Raw genomic sequence first — 15,551 nt, 5'->3', positions numbered from 1 at the left:
ATGCCCAGCCTCTGGCGCATTGAAGCGGAGCCGACGCAGGCTGAGCCTAGCGGCGCCGAAGCTGCCGCCGCCGTGTGGCCACTCATCGCCGTCGCAGATCAACTCTCCCTTCCTCCCATGAGTTCGCTCGTCCGTCTTGCCGCCGGTGTGGCCGTATTCGTCGCGCTGATCGTCAGCGCCCAAGCCCAGTTGCTGCATGTGAGCTTCGCCGGCCGCGCCAGTTGGGGCGCGCCGGGCGAGAACTGGTTCGCGCCCGATGAATTGGTCTTCGGCGAAACGCCGGTGTGGATCGACATTGCCTACAACCCGGGACTCCCGGCACCGCCGCGGCATCCCGACAACGTCGGCCGCACGTTCCTGCCCGAGGACGATCCCGCCGGGTCGGACGGTTACACATTCCGCGTGCGGTTCGGCAACATCGACCTGACCCGGCCCATCTCGTCGCTGGGCGTGGCGGATAACGGCTCGTTCGCGATGGAGAGCTTTGGCAACGGACACGAACTCGACTTCCAGATCTTCCTCGCCCCGCCGCCTCCGGATCTCCCGCTGCCGACCTTCATCCCGGAAAACGTCACCGGCAACGCCGGGATCGTCCTGTTCGAACACCTGCCGTACGATTTTCCGGTCGATTACGGCTATCTGCTGGTCGTGATCGACCGCGCCATCGTCACGCCCGTGCCGGAGCCGTCGACCTACGGAGCCTTCGGCGCAGCACTGCTCGGCGGCGCCGTGTGGATGTCGTCGCGGCGACGAAAGCGGCGCGCTACTGCATGACGCCGCGGCGGCGTCGATCTCCGCGACCGCTCCCCGTTCGTGACTGACAACTACGCTAACTTCGATACCAGGCCGTGCACGCCTCCCGCTCGTCGGAATCTAGTCCCGCAGCCGAATGGCTGACATCGTGAACCATGAGGGGCGCGAGAAAGCGTCAGCAACGGACAGCCGCGAACAGAGTCGGCGACACCAGGCCGGGCGATCTGGGGCTTGATGTTACCGTGCGTCATCCAGCTCCGTTGTCGACGGTGCCGCGCCGCGTCGACCATCGGGACATCCGGCGCGGGTGCGTTCACCTCCAGGTTGGTGCTGGCGACGGCGAACGGGCCGGCCCCGATCGGATCGATCTCGACGGCGATCAGCTGGGAAACGGCGAAGAACAGCGGCACGGCGACGCGTGCCCGCGGATCGGCCGATGAGCCGGAGCGACCTGCGTCATCGCGCGGGTTCCGGCTCGACGAGAAGCGACGGACGGCTGGACATTGGCCGAACTATCGTCCCATGAGCCTTACCTCCCGCCGTCAGTTTCTCGCCACCTCTGCGCTCGCCACCGCCGCGGCCGTCTCGCCCTCCCACGCCGCCGGCACGTCCGCGATGCCGAAGCTGGTTCACCACGTTTTCTTTTGGCTGAAAAATCCGAGTTCGAAGGAGGACCTCGCGACGTTGCTGGCCGGAATCCGGTCGCTGGGCGCGATTGAGACCATCCGGTCCATCCATGTCGGCGTGCCAGCCAGCACCGAAAAGCGGGACGTCGTCGAGGCAAGCTACAGCGCGTCGGAACTGCTGCTCTTCGACGACGTGGAGGGACAAAACGCCTACCAAGCGCACCCCGTTCACCAAAAATTCGTCCAGGACTGTTCCGGGCTCTGGAGCAAGGTGGTGGTATACGACTCCGTCAGCGTCGACGTACCCGCGGGCAGCAAGCCATAGGCGGCCGACTCAGGCTCGGCGGGTTCGCGCCTGCAGCGTTGCCAGGCAAAGACCGAACCGGCAGATCGGTCGCAGCCCTCCAGCGCATGCACTCCTCAATTCGCCGTTGGATTTTTTCCGCACTCCTCACGATCTTCATCACAAACCTCGCGGACGCCGGACCGCCCCCACCGGCGCCTCGGCCACAGATCGACCTGCCGCCGCTCGGCGAGGAAGTGCCGCTGCCGAAAATCCGGCAAATCTGCGAGCACTACGGACTGCACCAACTGTGGCGGAAGATCGAAGCCGATCCACCGCCGCGCCCCTTTCGCAGCGACGGCTGCACCGGCTGGTTCGACGACTGGAAGGGCGTCAGCCTCTACCCCGCCGGATTTCTGCACGACCTGAAATACTGGGCCGGCTATCCCGGCGAGGAGGTCGAGCGGCTCGTCGCCGATGCGGAGTTGATGATCGACGTGGCGCGTTTGCTCGGCTCGACCGAGATGGCCGAGACGATGTTTCACGGCGTGAGGCTCGGCGGCAGCGACAAGTTCAACGCGTCGTTCTCCTGGGGTTTTGGCCGCCGACCGCTCGCGCCTGTCCCCGCGGCGCCGGCAGCCGACCGCCCGCAGGCAGTTCCGGCGGCCTTCCCGCAGACAGCGTCGCCGCCGAGTTCTGCGTAACGACGAAGCGGCCGTGGTCGTGCTCGCGCACCCCGTGCGCCGCCGGCGACGTGCCTTATACTCGCTGCCGATTCGACGAAGCACGACATCCAACAGGACGTTGCTCGCACCTTGATCCCGCGAACTTTGCCTCCCGACCTCGATTCGTGGGCACGGCGGCGATAAAACGTCTGCGTCCGATCACGGCTCGCTGCGTCAGCTTGGGTAAACTCCCATGCAAGCTCGACTCGATCTGCTGCTTCCTTCCCCCTGCTGCGCAACCGTGATCCCAGACGTGTCGCTGTGCTGCCCCCGCTCCACCGGAGCGGACGACGACGCGCCGTTCCTGGTCGCGATGCCGCTGTTGCTGCTCGAGCGCGGATTGGAATTCGTGATCCGCCATGCTCCGGCAGCGAACCGGCTCGCAGCGATCACTCGGCAGTAGGCGCACCGCGGCGGAATCGCTCGAAGGTCGGCCGCCGTCGCCAAGTCGAGTCGACGGTCCTCGCTTGGTCGGCCCACGAGTTCGGTGCGGCGCTACGAACCCCGGCGACCAGATGCTCCTTTCCCTGACGGATAGCTCCCTGCAATTCCGGCTCGGCGCTCAGCATTTACCCGGCGGGCCGGCGCTCGATCGCCGCAACGGAGAGTGCTGCAATTCCGGTCGGTCCAGTAAGTTGAACCCACCCATCGACACACACCCATGAAGCTTGTCCCTTGTCTGCGTTCTCTCCTCGCGCCAGCCGCTTGCTTCGCGCTTGCGGCTACTGCCTCCGCCCAACTCCATCAGACCGATGCGACCGCCGTCGGCAGCGGCTGGATACGCACCTACGTGGAGTACACCGCCGGCGCTCCGACCCGGCTCGGCGTTCGCTTCGACTCGGCTGCACTCTCGACGTTGTCGAGCGGCGCCGGCTCGATGACGAAGCTGGCCCTGCCCACCGAGGCCCCGGCGCCTTACAATCATGTCAGCGTCGACTGGAATCCCAGCGGGCATCCGGGCCCTGGATATGATGCGCCTCATTTCGACTTCCATTTCTATTTTGAAACCCCGGAGGTGGTGGCCGGGATTCCGTTCAACCCGGCGCCGCCGCCGGTCTCGCCGCTGTTTGTGGCGCCCGGCTATGTCGGCGACCCGATTGTCGTGCCGCAAATGGGCCAGCATTTCCTTGACTCGCTGTCACCGGAATTCGGTGACCCGGCGGCGTTCACCCAGACTTTGATCTACGGCTACCACGACGGGAAAATGTCCTTCATCGAGCCGATGATCACCCTGGCGACGCTGCAAGCGGGTGGAACGCACACGCTCCCGGTCCGCGCGCCGGCCTACGTTCAGACGGCGGGTTATTATCCTACTGATTACGGCTTCACGGTGGAGAATGGGGTCTACGACGTGTTCCTGACCGGATTGCACGAACGTGCCTTCGTGCCCGTGCCTGAGCCGGCCACCTGGGCGGGTGGGATCGCGCTAAGTCTGCTGGTTGTCGGCGCGAGTGCGCGCCGCCTGCGTCAACGTTCGGCATCGGCGTCTGCGGGCTGACCGTCGCAACAACTTCGCCGCCCGACCGGCTGGGCCGCGGGCCGCCAAAGTCCGGACGCGTTCGCGTCCGGACTTTTTTGTCCATCCGCAACAGGGCCCGCGCGGGCTGCCGCGTGCGGGCAACGCCCGGTCCTCCGATGCGCACGATCGATCCGGTTACATGACAGCGAGGCCTGTTGTCTCCCTGCGAGGTTCGGACAGGTTGGCATCACCCCGTGCACCCCATGAGAACGATCGTGCTCAACGTTCTGGCCCTGCTTCTCGGTTTTCTGATCGGCGGATGCGTGAACATGGGACTCGTCATGTTGGGACCGCAGGTCATTCCCGCACCCGCCGGAGTCGATGTGAATTCGGTCGAGAGCATGCAGGCGAACGCGCACCTCTTCGAAGCGAAACACTTTCTCTTTCCCTTCCTCGCGCATGCGTTGGGCACGCTCGCCGGGGCGTTGGCGGCGTATCTCATCGCCGCCACGCGCAAGCCGCTGTTCGCGTACGCGATCGGCGTGCTCACCCTCGCCGGCGGGATTGCCGCGGCGTTCATGATTCCCGCGCCGGCCTGGTTCATCGCCGCCGATCTCCTGCTCGCTTACCTGCCGATGACCTGGCTCGCGGTCAGGCTCGGCCAGCGCCTGCAACCGCAGCGGGTGGCCATCGCGACCGCAGCAGCGTGAACTGCTCGCCGTCGGCCCGACTGGAGCTGCGCAGACGCGACGAGGTGCATTCATCGCCGGGGCGCTGGTCGTATCGGCCTCGACATTGCGCGGTGTGCTCGTTGCGGCGCGCAGATCGACCTTTCGGATCGACCGCCGGCGCCGTCGATCGTCCGATTTGAGAAATCGTCCATCCCGCACATCGGTGCGAGGTGAATCCTCGGGCACAATTCGAAGCGGAACAGGTCGACGGCGAATTCCAGCGGCAGGAAGACGCGTTTCGCGAGTGGATTTCCGCGGACGGCGCCACGGGATATCCCGCCGTGCCGGGTCGTTATCACCTGTATGTTTCGCTCGCATGTCCGTGGGCCACACGCGTGGCGATGGTCCGCCGGCTGCTCGGACTCGAATCGGTTATCGGGATGACCGTGGTCGATCCGGTGAGGGACGAACGCGGCTGGGCGTTTCGCGACGGGCCCGGCTACAGTCGTGATCCGGTTAACGGCTTCGCCTTTCTCGCGGAGGCATATCAGGCCACGGCGCCGGCGTTCCGCGGCCGCTATACGGTGCCGGTGCTGTGGGATGCCGTGACGCATCGGATCGTGAACAACTCCGAAGACGATCTCTGCCGGATGCTGCACGACGCGTTTCGCGAGCATCGCCCTGCCGGAGTGGATCTATTCCCCGAGGAGCCGCGCGCGGAGCAGGACGCGCTGTCTGCGTTTGTCTACGAGCGGGTCAATAACGGCGTGTATCGCGCTGGATTCGCCACCCAGCAGGCTGTTTACGAGCGGGCGTGCCGCTCGCTGTTTGCCGCGCTGGACGAACTCGAGGCTCGACTCGCCACTCGCCGCTACCTCTTCGGCGATCGGATCGTCGAAACCGACTGGCGGCTGTTCAACACGCTGGTCCGGTTCGACGTGGTCTACCACGGCCATTTCAAATGCAACCTCCGGCGGATCGTGGATTATCCGAACCTGCAGGGCTACTTGCAGGATCTGTATCAGCAGCCAGGCATCGCCGAGCTCGTGAACTTTGACCACATCAAGCGGCATTACTACGTGACGCACACCGAGATCAATCCGACGCAGATCGTTCCGCTCGGGCCAGTGCTGGATTTGGCGGCTCCGCACGGCCGGGAGATGTTGAAGGCACAAAGCACCCATCGCGATCACCGGTAGATGCTGCGGTGTCGCCCGCCGGCACGGCGGCGAACTTTGTCTGCCGTACAATCAGCGCCGCCTCCTGGTCCGTCGCGCACGCGTGTTCCGCGCGGCTACGCGGGTCGGGGCCATCAGCACCCTCGCGAATTATATCTGGATGATTCTCCCGCTGCAGCGCAGGATCGCTCCTGGCGCTGCCGCTCGCAACTCCATCCCCGAAACACCACCCATGGGCTTTCTCCGCAGACTCCTCGGCCTCGGTCGCAAAGAGCAGTCGGATTCTTCTCGGCACGCCTCCGCCGCCTCGACTGCGATCGCGCCCGCGCTGTCCACTCCATCGTTTCCCTTTCCGCTCGTGAGCGTTCCCGGCGCCGAGGCGGTGGTAGCGTGGCGTCGCTACCAGACCGAGTGGCGCAAGGAAGGCGCGTCGGCGGTCGTGCTGGGCGATGCCGATGAGCTGAAGATTCGCGCTGACTTGCTCGCGTCCGAGCCCGTGCAAGTCTCCGCGCTCCTGAGCGCCGCGGCGAATACGACGGCAGCGGCGTTCTTCCGCGCGCGGGAAGCCGAATACATCGAGAACGAGCTGGTGGTCGAACCCGGCCAATGGCCCGCCAGCGCGGTGCCGCCCTCGCCACTCACGGCGCATACCGATGTCGGTTCGGGCCAGCCCAAGCCGGTGGTCTACCTCGCGAAGATTCCAACCCCTCACACCTGGGAGGTTCCCGCTTACCTCAATGCCGGCGGCTGGAACGACTGCCCCGATCCCGCGAGCCAGGTCGCCGTGCTCAAATACTGGCACGACAAACATGGCGCCGAGATCTATTCGCTGACCGGGGACGTACTCGAGTGTCTCGTCACTCGCCCGCCGTCGACGCGCCAGGCCGCCCTCGCACTCGCCCAGGAACAATTTCTCTTCTGCGCCGACGTCGTGCACCAAGGGACAGAATCGATCGAGGTTCTCGCGGCCACGCTCCTGAATTCCGAAGTCTGGTATTTTTGGTGGGACTGAGTCATCATTCTCGCGCGCGTTTGCGCCGGACGCGAACAGCCACGCCACAGCATGCCCACCGCTTCGTCCAACGACCCACTGCACGGGATCACGCTCGAGAAATTGCTGACCACGCTCGTCGCAGAGTTTGGCTGGGCCGAGCTGGCGCAGCAGGTGCCGGTGCGCTGCTTCCTCTACGATCCGAGCATCAAGTCCAGCCTCACGTTCCTGCGGAAAACGCCGTGGGCCCGCGCCAAAGTCGAACAGCTTTACGTGAACTGGAAGGGTGGATCATAGGCTGGCACGGATCCCGTGCACACCCGAGCGCTTTCGCCCGCTTGAAGACCAAGCTGCTCTTCCTTTGCTCGCGCAACCAATGGCGCAGCCCGACGGCCGAAGCATTGCTCCGTGGGCACGCACGCTACGAAGCACGATCCGCTGGCACCGAGAACCGCGCACGGATTAAGTTGACCGCCGGCCACGTGGGATGGGCCGATATGATCTTCTGCATTGAAAAGAAACACGCCGCGCGCGTCCGGGAGCGATTTGCAGGAGAGCTCGGGTCGAAGCCGCTCATCGTGCTCCGCGTCTCTGACGACTACCGCTTCATGGACGCTGCGCTTGTGGCGTTATTGAGGTCTGAGCTGTCGGGGCATCTTGATCTCTGATGGTGTGCCGGCGGAGCCTGTTTGTCATCTGTGGATAACCTCTCTTCCCTCGGCCGACCGTGATCTGGCTCGAATTCCAGCGCAGCGGCGGAGGCACGCTCACCAAGCAGCTCTACGATCAGCTCGTGACGCGGATCCTGTCCGGCGAGCTCGCCGCGGGCACGCGGCTGCCTTCGTCACGCGAGCTCGCAGCCGAAAACCGGATCGCCCGCAATATCGTGGTCCACGTTTACGAGCAACTGCTGGCCGAGGGCTATGTGGAGTCGCGCGAGGGCTCCGGCACGTTTGTGGCAAAGCTGAACCTGCCGGCGTTGCCGACGCGGAAAGCGCAACCCTCTCTGCGGCGTGCGGCGTCGCGCGACGAGGTCACGCCGCCCCGACCGAGCCGTCACTCGCCCACACCCGCCGATCTGATCGCCTTCGCCAGCGGCGTGCCGGATCTGGCGCGGTTTCCGCGGGCGTTGTGGCTGCGCTGCCTGCAGCGGGCATCGTTTTACGGCGATTTCGCCGACTGGGGCTACACTGAACCTGCGGGTAATCCCGCGCTCCGCATGGAAATCGCGGCGCATCTGCGCCGGGCCAAGGATCTCGACTGCACGCCAGAGCAGGTGATCGTCACGGCCGGCACGGCACACGCGATCCAGCTGCTGTGCGCGGCGCTGCGCGAGTTCCGCACCGGTGCGCTGGTCGAGGATCCGGTGGTGAGCTTCGTGCCCGAAATCCTGCGACGCGCCGGGCACGCGATCACTCCCGTGCCGGTCGACGCGCACGGGCTCGTCGTCGACGCTCTCCCCGCGCGGCCCAAAGCCGGTTTCGTATTCGTGTCGCCCTCGCACCAGTTTCCGCTCGGGGGCACGCTGCCGATCCAGCGCCGGCTCGCGCTGCTCGACTACGCGCGGCGGCACGATCTCTTCCTCGTCGAGGACGACTACGACAGCGAGTTCCGCTTTGGCGGTGCGCCCGTTAGCTCGCTGTTCCGGCTGGATCCGCGGCGCGCGATTCACGTCGGCACCTTCAGCAAGGTCCTCGCGCCCGCACTGCGGCTGGGCTATCTGGTGCTGCCGGTCGAGTTGCTGCCGGCGATGCACCGCACGCTCGAACCGATGAATCCCGGCACCGCCCGGATCGCGCAGGCGACGCTCGCGCGGTTTATGCACGACGGGCATCTGGTGCGCCACGTGGCGCGAATGAAGAAGAGCTATCAACGCAAGATGCGCGCGCTGCAACGAGCGCTGGAGGATGCGTTCGCCGATCGGGTCGTTGTCTCCGGCAACACGACGGGGCTGCATCTCGCGGCAACGTTTACCGGCGTTAAATTCGATCATGCCTGGCGCGAACGCATGCAGGCGAGCGGCGTGGATTGTGATACGGCCAACGACTACGCCTTCGCTGGCGCGCGTCACTCCAGCATGCTCGTACTGGGCTACGGCAACCTGACGGTGGAGCAGATTGCCGAAGGCGTCCGACGGCTGCGCGGAGTGATCCCGGCCTAAAGCCGCCGCGACCTCTGCTCCGCGGCAAACCCGGCGCGGTTTACGGCGCAGACGGTTGCGGGACGAATCGGTTCTCCCGGCCACACCATGGACAAAACCATCTCGGACGCGCCGGCGCGTCGCCGATCGACCACCACTTCCGGCAGGCGCCGCATTGAAAATGATGCAGCGACTCGACGCACCGGGTCCCCGTCACGCGGAGTGCCGGGCGCTTGGGCTTGTTGGCGGGCGTCGTCCGGCGATCAGGCATGAGCGAGTGCTAGTCCCGTCCGGTGCCAAACAAAAGGCGGATGTGCGCGCCCGAGTGCGGAAACAACCAGCGCGCTGGCGGGACAATAGGCTGCATCCCCAACGGGCATTGCGGATGCTCTTCCGATGAACGAACCCGCCTTATCCCCTCAAGCGCCCGGTCGCGTGCGCGACGCGGTTTTCTGGTTCGAATCCAGCACGCCACCATTGCTTCCCTTGCACGGAGAAAAGACTGCGGAGGCGGTCGTCATTGGCGGCGGCATGATGGGACTGATGTGCGCTCGCACGCTGGCCGCGCGCGGCATCGACGTGGCGCTCGTGGAGGCCAACACCTGCGGCGGCGAAGCCAGCGGGCGCTCGTCCGGCATCATCACGCCGGACTCCGAGCTCGAATTTCAGGACCTCGTGCAGCACTTCGGCAAGGAACGCGCTCCGCAACTCTGGCGGTTCGCCGACGGCGGCGCGCGATTGATCGAGGCCGCGATCCGCGAGTCCGGCATCGCGTGTGATTTTCAGCCGCATGATGCGCTCTACCTCGCATCCAGCTCCGGAGCGGCAGACACCGTTCGCGAAGAGCAGGCCGCGAGGCAGGCAGCGGGCTTCAAGAGCACGATCATCTCGCGCGAGGCACTGCCCGGCATGCTGCGTGGCAGCGGCTACTTCGCGGGTCTGCGGTTCTCCGGCACTTTCGGGATCGACGGTCACGCGGGTTGCGCCGGGCTACGGCGCGCGCTGCTCGAAAGCGGCGTCCGCGTATTCGAGCAGAGTCGCGTGACGGACATCTCGGCGAAAGGCGCGGAGACGGCCGCGGGATCGATTCGCGCGCAGCACGTATTCGTTTGCACCGATCGACTGCTCCCGAGTCTCGGGCTCGCTCGCCGCGAGCTGTATCACGTGCAGACGTTCGTCGGCATCACCACGCCGCTCGACGAGCGCACGATCGCGGAGCTGTTTCCCGCCGGACCGGTGATGGTCTGGGACACCGACCTGATCTATCACTATTTTCGGCTGACCGGGGATCGCCGGCTGCTGGTTGGCGGCGGCACGCTGCTGACAACCTATGCCGCACACGAACAGCACCGGCCCGACTGGGCCGCGCGCCAACTCTCACGGTTCCTGTCACAGCATTTCCCGTGGCTGCGCGTGCGGTTCGAAGCGGCGTGGCCGGGGCTGATCGGGATCAGCAAGGATTTCGCCCCGGTGATTGGCCGTCGTGGCGACGCGTGGAACGTGCATTTCGCGGGCGGCGCGGCGGGACTCCCGTGGGCGGCGGCGCTCGGCCGCTATCTCGCGGAAAAGGTCCTTGATGGCCGCGACGAACTCGACGTCCTGCTCAGCAGCGAGCGCAAGTTTCCGATCGGCCCGGCGGTGCAGCGCATCACCGGCCGCCGCGCGGCCTTCGCGCTTTCCCACGGGCTGATGAAACTTGGGGCCGGATAAGCGCGCCGGATCGTTTGCTCCATCGTGACGTCAACCGTCGGTCTCATGCCGGGGCCGGATCTGTTGAGCAGCGACGCCCCGCACGATAGCCTGGGTCGACGGCTTGGGCGCGATGCGCGGTGAGCGCCGTCAACGTTTGGCGCGCAGCAAACGGCGAAGGACAAGCGCGTTCTTGATCGCGAAGCCCTGCCGGTCGTTGTTGAAGTAAATCCACGCTTCCTTCGCGCCGGAAGCGCGAATCCGGTCGGCCCACACCGCCAACTCCTCGGCAGAATAGTCGTGCCGATACCAGCGCGTCTTGCCGCTAAATCGGACATAAAGAATCTCCTGATGGGACGGAAAGGTCTCGGGCAACCGAGGAGCGCTGACGGCACAGAAGATCAGTCGTCGCTGCGCGAACGCGCGATACACCGCGTCGCGCCACCAGCTCTTGTGTCGGAACTCCACGACGGAGCGGCGAGCCGGATCGAGTTGCGCCAGGAGGCTCTTGAGGCGGGCGGGCGTGTAGTGGTAGCTCGGCGGGAATTGAAACAGGAAGCAGCCCATCTTCTCGCCGAGAGTTTCGGCGATCGCGTAAAACGATTCGATCAACTTCCGGGTACGAACGAGCCGGCGCTGGTGCGTGATCGTCTGGTTGACCTTCACGGAATACACGAAACCGGGCGGTGCGTCCCGTTTCCAGCGGCGGACGGTCGCGGGCGTGGGCCAGCGGTAAAACGGGGCGTTCAGTTCCACCGTGCGGAAGACGTTCGCGTAGTAGCCGAACCAGAGCTTCGTCGTGGGTTCCTGCGGCGGATAAAAGATGCCTCGCCAATGAGAGTAGAACCAACCCGAGCAGCCGATGTGCACATCCATGGGTGGACGGAGATAGTCCATGCATCCGCGGCCCGGGTTCCTGTCATCGAGCTGACGAATGACGGGATTGGGGTTCATTGCCTCCCGGCTTCAGTCAACCAGGCACTACCCCACACGCCCGTTCTCATGAAAGCCACACGTTCCCTCTTCTTCTTCGTTGCGCTCGGCGGTCTCGGTTTCTCCGTCCGTCTCCTTGCCGGCGACGACGCTCTCGGCGATCAGCTCGGTACCATCCAGTTTGAGGTCAGCGGCTCACCTGAGGCGCGCGATCACGTGGTCCGTGGCACCCAGCTGCTGCATCACATGATGTATCCCGAGGCGGATCGTGCATTCGCCCGGGCCATCGCGGCCGACCCGCACTGCGCCTTGGCATACTGGGGCCGCGCCATGACCCTGTTGCATCCGCTCTGGCCTGACGCGCCGACCGAAGCGGAGCTGCGGCAAGGGGCGGAGTTCATCGACCGCGGGTTGGCCTGTCCACCCGCCACGGTTCGCGAACAGGATTATCTCCGGACGCTGGCCGCGTACTTTGGCCACGACGCGAGCGCCGGCCATGTGCCGCGGCTGCAGGCGCTGGACGTCGCGTCAGGCCAGCTGGCGGACCGTTATCCGGACGACCTCGACGCGCTCGCGTTCAGCGCTCTGTTCCACCTCGCGCCGACGCGGTTTCAGTCGAAGGACAAGTCGCATCGGGTGCAGCTCGAAGCCGCGGCGCAACTCCAGCGGGTGCTGGCCAAGTTGCCCAATCATCCCGGCGCGCAGCACTACAAGATCCATGCCTACGATTTTCCGCTGCTGGCGGATCGGGCGCTCGAGGTGTGCGACACCTACGGCTCCGTCGCGCCCGACGTGCCGCATGCGCTGCATATGCCGACGCATATCTACACGCGGCGCGGGCTGTGGGAGAAATCGATCGAGTTCAACCGCCGCTCCGCCGAAGCCGCACGCAAGCTGAGCCAGTCCGCCGGTGCGCTCAATGCCCACGAAACGCACGCGCTCGACTATCTCGTGTATGCGCATCTCCAGCGCGGCCAATACGCGGAGGCCGAAAAGATCCGCCGCTATCTCGCGACGCTGACGGGGCCCTTTTCGCCCGTGCAGCTGACCGCGACGGCCTTCGCGTTCGCGGCGATTCCGGCCCGGTGCACGCTGGAACGCCAGCGATGGGACGAAGCGGCAAAGCTCCCGCTGCGTCAGCCGGCGGCATTTCCCTGGGGCCGGCAGTATCTCCAATGCGATTCGATCGTTCGCTACGCCCGCGCGATCGGTGCGGCCCGCAGCGGGCAGCTCGACGCGGCGCGCAGCGAGGTGGCAGAGCTGCAGCGCGTGCGGCAGCAACTCGCTGCGTCGGTGGGTGCGGCTTATTGGCGTTCGCAGGCGGAAACGCAGCTCCTGGCCGCCCAAGCCTGGGTGCAGTGGGCGGAGGGGAAGCGCGATGATGCGATCGCTTCGATGCGCCGCGCGGCGGAAATCGAAGCGAGCACCGACAAGGAAGCCGTCACCCCCGGCGAGGTGGTGCCGGCGGGCGACCTGCTCGGCGATCTGCTGCTGGAAACCGGCCGCAGTACCGAGGCGCTCGCGGCATTTGAGGCTGTGCTCGAAGCGAGTCCTAATCGATTCAACAGTCTCTATGGAGCCGGGCTGGCCGCCGAACGCAGCGGCAACACCGTGAAGGCCGCGAAGTACTACCAGCAGTTGCTCGCCGTGGCCGTGGACGCCGATGCCGGCAACGCGCGCGTCAATCATGCGCGCACGGTCCTGAGCGGCAGCGCTGTCGTGACGAACGATCCGCGTTGAACGGATCGGTGGCGAGGCGAAGCCTGTCCCCGTGTCAACCTGTGGTCGGGCGCGTCCGACCACGCGCCTTCGGCCCCGGCTAATTCGCGAGCGTCAGGCGCGGCTTCGCGGCAACTGGAACGCGCACTTGACCCCGAAACTCCGGAAACCAGGCGTCGAGTTCGGCCTGGTCGGTGCCATAGAGGAGCACGAAGAACCAGCGGCGCCCGCGGTCGGGCGAAACCGCCAGCGCTCCGGTGTCCTGCGTCAGGTCGACATAGGCACTGTGAACCACGGCAGTGAGCGGCACGTACGCGATGGTCCAGCGGCCGCGCAGCTGCAGTGCTGAAGGCTCGCCCGCGCGAACCTCGAGCCGTTCGGCGCCGAGCTCCCGAGCGGCAGCAAAATGCTGCTTCAACTCGCGCTCCAACGCGGCGCGCCCTCCGAGTCGCTGCACGACGTGCGGCGGCATGTGCGCGATGATGGCGGGAAAATCCTCCCGCTGCCACGCCGCCGCACACGTCGCCACCTGCCGGTTGATCGCCGCTGCCACCCCGGCTGCGGCCGACAGGCTCGCAGGCACGAGGAGGCCCAGGATGAACAGCAGTAAACGCATCGGTGCGCGCAGCGTGGCATTGGAGCTGATCGCCCGCAAGGAGCCGACCCGCGCCGCGGTCCCCGCCGCTTGCGATGCAGGTCGGATGACGCCCTTACCCGCCATCCGTCGTGCTGCGGATCGACGTCGCGTCGAGCCGCGCCAGCAAGTCGGCGGCGAGCTGTTTGGCCCAGCTGCCGCTCAGCTCGGACGCGCGGATCTGCTCGGCGAGCGCGTGTGCTTCGGCCCCGTTGCCCACTCGCCACTGCGCCACCGCGAGCGCAACGAGTATCTTGTCGGTCCGCGTGTACTGATCGAGCGCCCGGTGGAGGTTGGTAATCGCCGCGAGGCTTCGCGCATCGACCGTCGGCGCAATCGCCTCCGCCCAGGCCAGCAGCTCCGCGGCCTTGAGATACAGCGGCTCCAGCGCCACCGCCTTTCGGCACCAGTCCCGTATCTGCTCGCCGTCCTCGCCGCCCAACCGCGCGTCGAGCGTGTCGTCGGTCCGCTCCCGTTGAAAAAGGATCTGCGCCGCATCGGCGTACACGGCCGGGTTTTCCGAACCCAGCGCGATCAGCCGACGAAGTTCCTCGAACTGCGCGTCCGTCCGGCCGCGAGCGCCGCAAGCATCCGCCAGGAGCTCGCGCAGCGACTCGGTCGCCAGCCCGTGCGCGAGGAGCGCGTCGAGCGAGGCGTCGCTTTCCTTCGTCGGGCGCGTCGCGATCTGAGACAACACGAACAACTCGCGCATCTCCGCCGTCGAGACGTCGTTGCTCGCCACGGGAAACCGTAGTGATGCCGGCATGAAGCGTACGGTCGCCTCGGTGTATTTCCGGTCGTCGAGCATGCGCTCGAGCCGTTGCTGCCAATCCGCCCAGCCGATTTCGAAAAATCGCTGGAAGTTTTCTTCCGAGGGAACGCCGCCCGCGGCGAGATAGCTGGCCCACGCAAACAATCGCGGCGTCCAGCCCGGCGCCGGATGACTGAGGCAGTAGTGCATGATCACCGCGGCCTGCGCGCTGAATTGCCCGCGGGGCAGCGCCCCGGGACCCTCGGCTGCCGCTCCGCTCAGGCCGAAGAAACGCGGCCACTCGATCCACCCGTGTCGGGCCAACGTTTTCCTCCACTCCCGCTGGCGACCCATCGTCAGCGTGTCGCCGCGGATGTTCACCGCGCTGAAAAACGCTTCGATGCCACGTTTGAACCAGGGCGGGCCCGCCACGCCGATGGTCTCGAGCTGATACGCCACCAATCCCCGCCAAGCCGGACTCAGATCCTTTTTTTGCCAGTCGTTCTGGATGAGCTGCAGCTTCCGGCATGAGCCGATCATCACTCCCTGCATGTCCCACTCCGCGTCGCTTTCGGCTCCGATCCGGCGCCAGTCCTCCGCCCGGGTCGGCAACACCGCGATCATGGGCGCCAGCCGGGTGATCTTGCGGCGAAAGTAAAACTCGGCGGTCTGCTGCACCATCTCCATCTGCCTGACCGCCATCGCCGCAAGGTTCGGATCGGCGTCGGTATACACCAGGAAATGAGGCGAGCTGTATCTGCGCCAGCGGCGAAAATCCAGGCTCTGCGCCACGACCTCGTAAGGCGACAACACCACTACCGCGCCGAAATCCGTCTCAGGCGTCGCCGCCGTCCGCGTGTCTTCGGCGGCGCGGCCGGCCGGTGCCAGCCATCCGCTGCCCAGCACAATCCCGATCAGCAACCAGCAGGAGAATCGTCGAGTGAGGAGCGACACGGTGAAAAGTCTGTGGCTTGATGTGACGCGAAATAACTCAGGTGG

Annotated in this window: 17 protein-coding genes; 13 read left to right on the top strand and 4 right to left on the bottom strand. The window is 66.0% G+C overall.

Annotated elements, in window-relative coordinates; genetic code table 11:
- The first annotated feature begins 117 nt into the window (after nucleotides 1-117).
- Nucleotides 118-774: a PEP-CTERM sorting domain-containing protein gene (locus OTER_RS05490; protein ID WP_158305366.1), complete on the top strand. Its 657-nt coding sequence runs from the start codon at nucleotides 118-120 to the stop codon at nucleotides 772-774.
- 50 nt (nucleotides 775-824) lie between these two features.
- Here OTER_RS05490 and OTER_RS26595 read toward each other — a convergent pair whose 3' ends face one another.
- Nucleotides 825-1,163, bottom strand: coding sequence for a hypothetical protein (locus OTER_RS26595; protein ID WP_237702449.1), 339 nt, complete (start codon nucleotides 1,161-1,163; stop codon nucleotides 825-827).
- 112 nt (nucleotides 1,164-1,275) lie between these two features.
- Here OTER_RS26595 and OTER_RS05485 point away from each other — a divergent pair, with 112 nt between their 5' ends.
- From OTER_RS05485 to OTER_RS05435, 11 genes are all read left to right on the top strand, one after another.
- Nucleotides 1,276-1,704, top strand: a complete 429-nt coding sequence (locus tag OTER_RS05485) for a Dabb family protein (protein ID WP_012373899.1) — start codon at nucleotides 1,276-1,278, stop codon at nucleotides 1,702-1,704.
- An 86-nt stretch (nucleotides 1,705-1,790) separates the two neighbouring features.
- The gene (locus tag OTER_RS23750; RefSeq protein ID WP_012373898.1) at nucleotides 1,791-2,366 is read left to right on the top strand and encodes a hypothetical protein; all 576 of its coding nucleotides are present in this window, start codon (nucleotides 1,791-1,793) and stop codon (nucleotides 2,364-2,366) included.
- Between the two features lie 214 nt (nucleotides 2,367-2,580).
- A complete protein-coding gene (locus tag OTER_RS05475) occupies nucleotides 2,581-2,790 on the top strand; it encodes a hypothetical protein (protein ID WP_012373897.1) in 210 nt (69 codons plus the stop codon).
- A gap of 258 nt (nucleotides 2,791-3,048) precedes the next feature.
- Nucleotides 3,049-3,885 (top strand): DUF5602 domain-containing protein, encoded by an 837-nt coding sequence (locus OTER_RS23745; RefSeq protein ID WP_012373896.1) that lies wholly within the window; start codon nucleotides 3,049-3,051, stop codon nucleotides 3,883-3,885.
- Nucleotides 3,886-4,109: 224 nt separating this feature from the next.
- A complete protein-coding gene (locus OTER_RS05465; protein ID WP_012373895.1) occupies nucleotides 4,110-4,556 on the top strand; it encodes a hypothetical protein in 447 nt (148 codons plus the stop codon).
- Nucleotides 4,557-4,747: 191 nt separating this feature from the next.
- Nucleotides 4,748-5,716, top strand: coding sequence for a glutathione S-transferase family protein (locus OTER_RS05460; RefSeq protein ID WP_012373894.1), 969 nt, complete (start codon nucleotides 4,748-4,750; stop codon nucleotides 5,714-5,716).
- A 337-nt stretch (nucleotides 5,717-6,053) separates the two neighbouring features.
- A complete protein-coding gene (locus tag OTER_RS05455; protein ID WP_158305365.1) occupies nucleotides 6,054-6,707 on the top strand; it encodes a DUF4253 domain-containing protein in 654 nt (217 codons plus the stop codon).
- A 51-nt stretch (nucleotides 6,708-6,758) separates the two neighbouring features.
- Complete coding sequence (locus OTER_RS05450) at nucleotides 6,759-6,983, top strand: VF530 family protein (RefSeq protein WP_012373892.1); 225 nt, start codon at nucleotides 6,759-6,761, stop codon at nucleotides 6,981-6,983.
- Nucleotides 6,984-7,024: 41 nt separating this feature from the next.
- Nucleotides 7,025-7,354 carry a low molecular weight protein tyrosine phosphatase family protein gene (locus tag OTER_RS05445; RefSeq protein WP_012373891.1) on the top strand — a complete coding sequence of 110 codons (330 nt, stop codon included), beginning with the start codon at nucleotides 7,025-7,027 and terminating at the stop codon, nucleotides 7,352-7,354.
- Between the two features lie 59 nt (nucleotides 7,355-7,413).
- On the top strand, nucleotides 7,414-8,847 hold the full coding sequence (gene pdxR / locus OTER_RS05440) for a MocR-like pyridoxine biosynthesis transcription factor PdxR (RefSeq protein ID WP_012373890.1): 1,434 nt from the start codon (nucleotides 7,414-7,416) through the stop codon (nucleotides 8,845-8,847).
- A gap of 375 nt (nucleotides 8,848-9,222) precedes the next feature.
- Nucleotides 9,223-10,536, top strand: coding sequence for an NAD(P)/FAD-dependent oxidoreductase (locus OTER_RS05435; RefSeq protein WP_012373889.1), 1,314 nt, complete (start codon nucleotides 9,223-9,225; stop codon nucleotides 10,534-10,536).
- A 129-nt stretch (nucleotides 10,537-10,665) separates the two neighbouring features.
- Here OTER_RS05435 and OTER_RS05430 read toward each other — a convergent pair whose 3' ends face one another.
- Complete coding sequence (locus tag OTER_RS05430) at nucleotides 10,666-11,391, bottom strand: DUF72 domain-containing protein (RefSeq protein WP_158305364.1); 726 nt, start codon at nucleotides 11,389-11,391, stop codon at nucleotides 10,666-10,668.
- A gap of 126 nt (nucleotides 11,392-11,517) precedes the next feature.
- Here OTER_RS05430 and OTER_RS05425 point away from each other — a divergent pair, with 126 nt between their 5' ends.
- Nucleotides 11,518-13,188 carry a tetratricopeptide repeat protein gene (locus OTER_RS05425; RefSeq protein WP_012373887.1) on the top strand — a complete coding sequence of 557 codons (1,671 nt, stop codon included), beginning with the start codon at nucleotides 11,518-11,520 and terminating at the stop codon, nucleotides 13,186-13,188.
- Nucleotides 13,189-13,267: 79 nt separating this feature from the next.
- Here OTER_RS05425 and OTER_RS05420 read toward each other — a convergent pair whose 3' ends face one another.
- Nucleotides 13,268-13,783, bottom strand: a complete 516-nt coding sequence (locus tag OTER_RS05420) for a hypothetical protein (RefSeq protein ID WP_148218015.1) — start codon at nucleotides 13,781-13,783, stop codon at nucleotides 13,268-13,270.
- 94 nt (nucleotides 13,784-13,877) lie between these two features.
- Nucleotides 13,878-15,506 (bottom strand): hypothetical protein, encoded by a 1,629-nt coding sequence (locus OTER_RS05415; RefSeq protein ID WP_012373885.1) that lies wholly within the window; start codon nucleotides 15,504-15,506, stop codon nucleotides 13,878-13,880.
- Nucleotides 15,507-15,551 lie beyond the last annotated feature (45 nt).

It is taken from the genome of Opitutus terrae PB90-1, from assembly GCF_000019965.1.
Taxonomy (GTDB): domain Bacteria; phylum Verrucomicrobiota; class Verrucomicrobiia; order Opitutales; family Opitutaceae; genus Opitutus; species Opitutus terrae.
Note: the sequence above shows the minus strand (reverse complement) of the source record. Positions and strands in the feature narration are given on the sequence as shown.

What these genes read in the sequence shown, in the direction of transcription:
- OTER_RS05475 (WP_012373897.1), top strand. Translation starts at nt 2,581, where the DNA reads ATGCAAGCTCGACTCGATCTGCTGCTTCCTTCCCCCTGCTGCGCAACC.
- OTER_RS05465 (WP_012373895.1), top strand. Translation starts at nt 4,110, where the DNA reads ATGAGAACGATCGTGCTCAACGTTCTGGCCCTGCTTCTCGGTTTTCTG.
- OTER_RS05490 (WP_158305366.1), top strand. Translation starts at nt 118, where the DNA reads ATGAGTTCGCTCGTCCGTCTTGCCGCCGGTGTGGCCGTATTCGTCGCG.
- OTER_RS05435 (WP_012373889.1), top strand. Translation starts at nt 9,223, where the DNA reads ATGAACGAACCCGCCTTATCCCCTCAAGCGCCCGGTCGCGTGCGCGAC.
- OTER_RS05425 (WP_012373887.1), top strand. Translation starts at nt 11,518, where the DNA reads ATGAAAGCCACACGTTCCCTCTTCTTCTTCGTTGCGCTCGGCGGTCTC.
- OTER_RS23750 (WP_012373898.1), top strand. Translation starts at nt 1,791, where the DNA reads ATGCACTCCTCAATTCGCCGTTGGATTTTTTCCGCACTCCTCACGATC.
- OTER_RS05485 (WP_012373899.1), top strand. Translation starts at nt 1,276, where the DNA reads ATGAGCCTTACCTCCCGCCGTCAGTTTCTCGCCACCTCTGCGCTCGCC.
- OTER_RS05420 (WP_148218015.1), bottom strand. Translation starts at nt 13,783, where the DNA reads ATGCGTTTACTGCTGTTCATCCTGGGCCTCCTCGTGCCTGCGAGCCTG.
- OTER_RS05430 (WP_158305364.1), bottom strand. Translation starts at nt 11,391, where the DNA reads ATGGATGTGCACATCGGCTGCTCGGGTTGGTTCTACTCTCATTGGCGA.
- OTER_RS23745 (WP_012373896.1), top strand. Translation starts at nt 3,049, where the DNA reads ATGAAGCTTGTCCCTTGTCTGCGTTCTCTCCTCGCGCCAGCCGCTTGC.
- OTER_RS05450 (WP_012373892.1), top strand. Translation starts at nt 6,759, where the DNA reads ATGCCCACCGCTTCGTCCAACGACCCACTGCACGGGATCACGCTCGAG.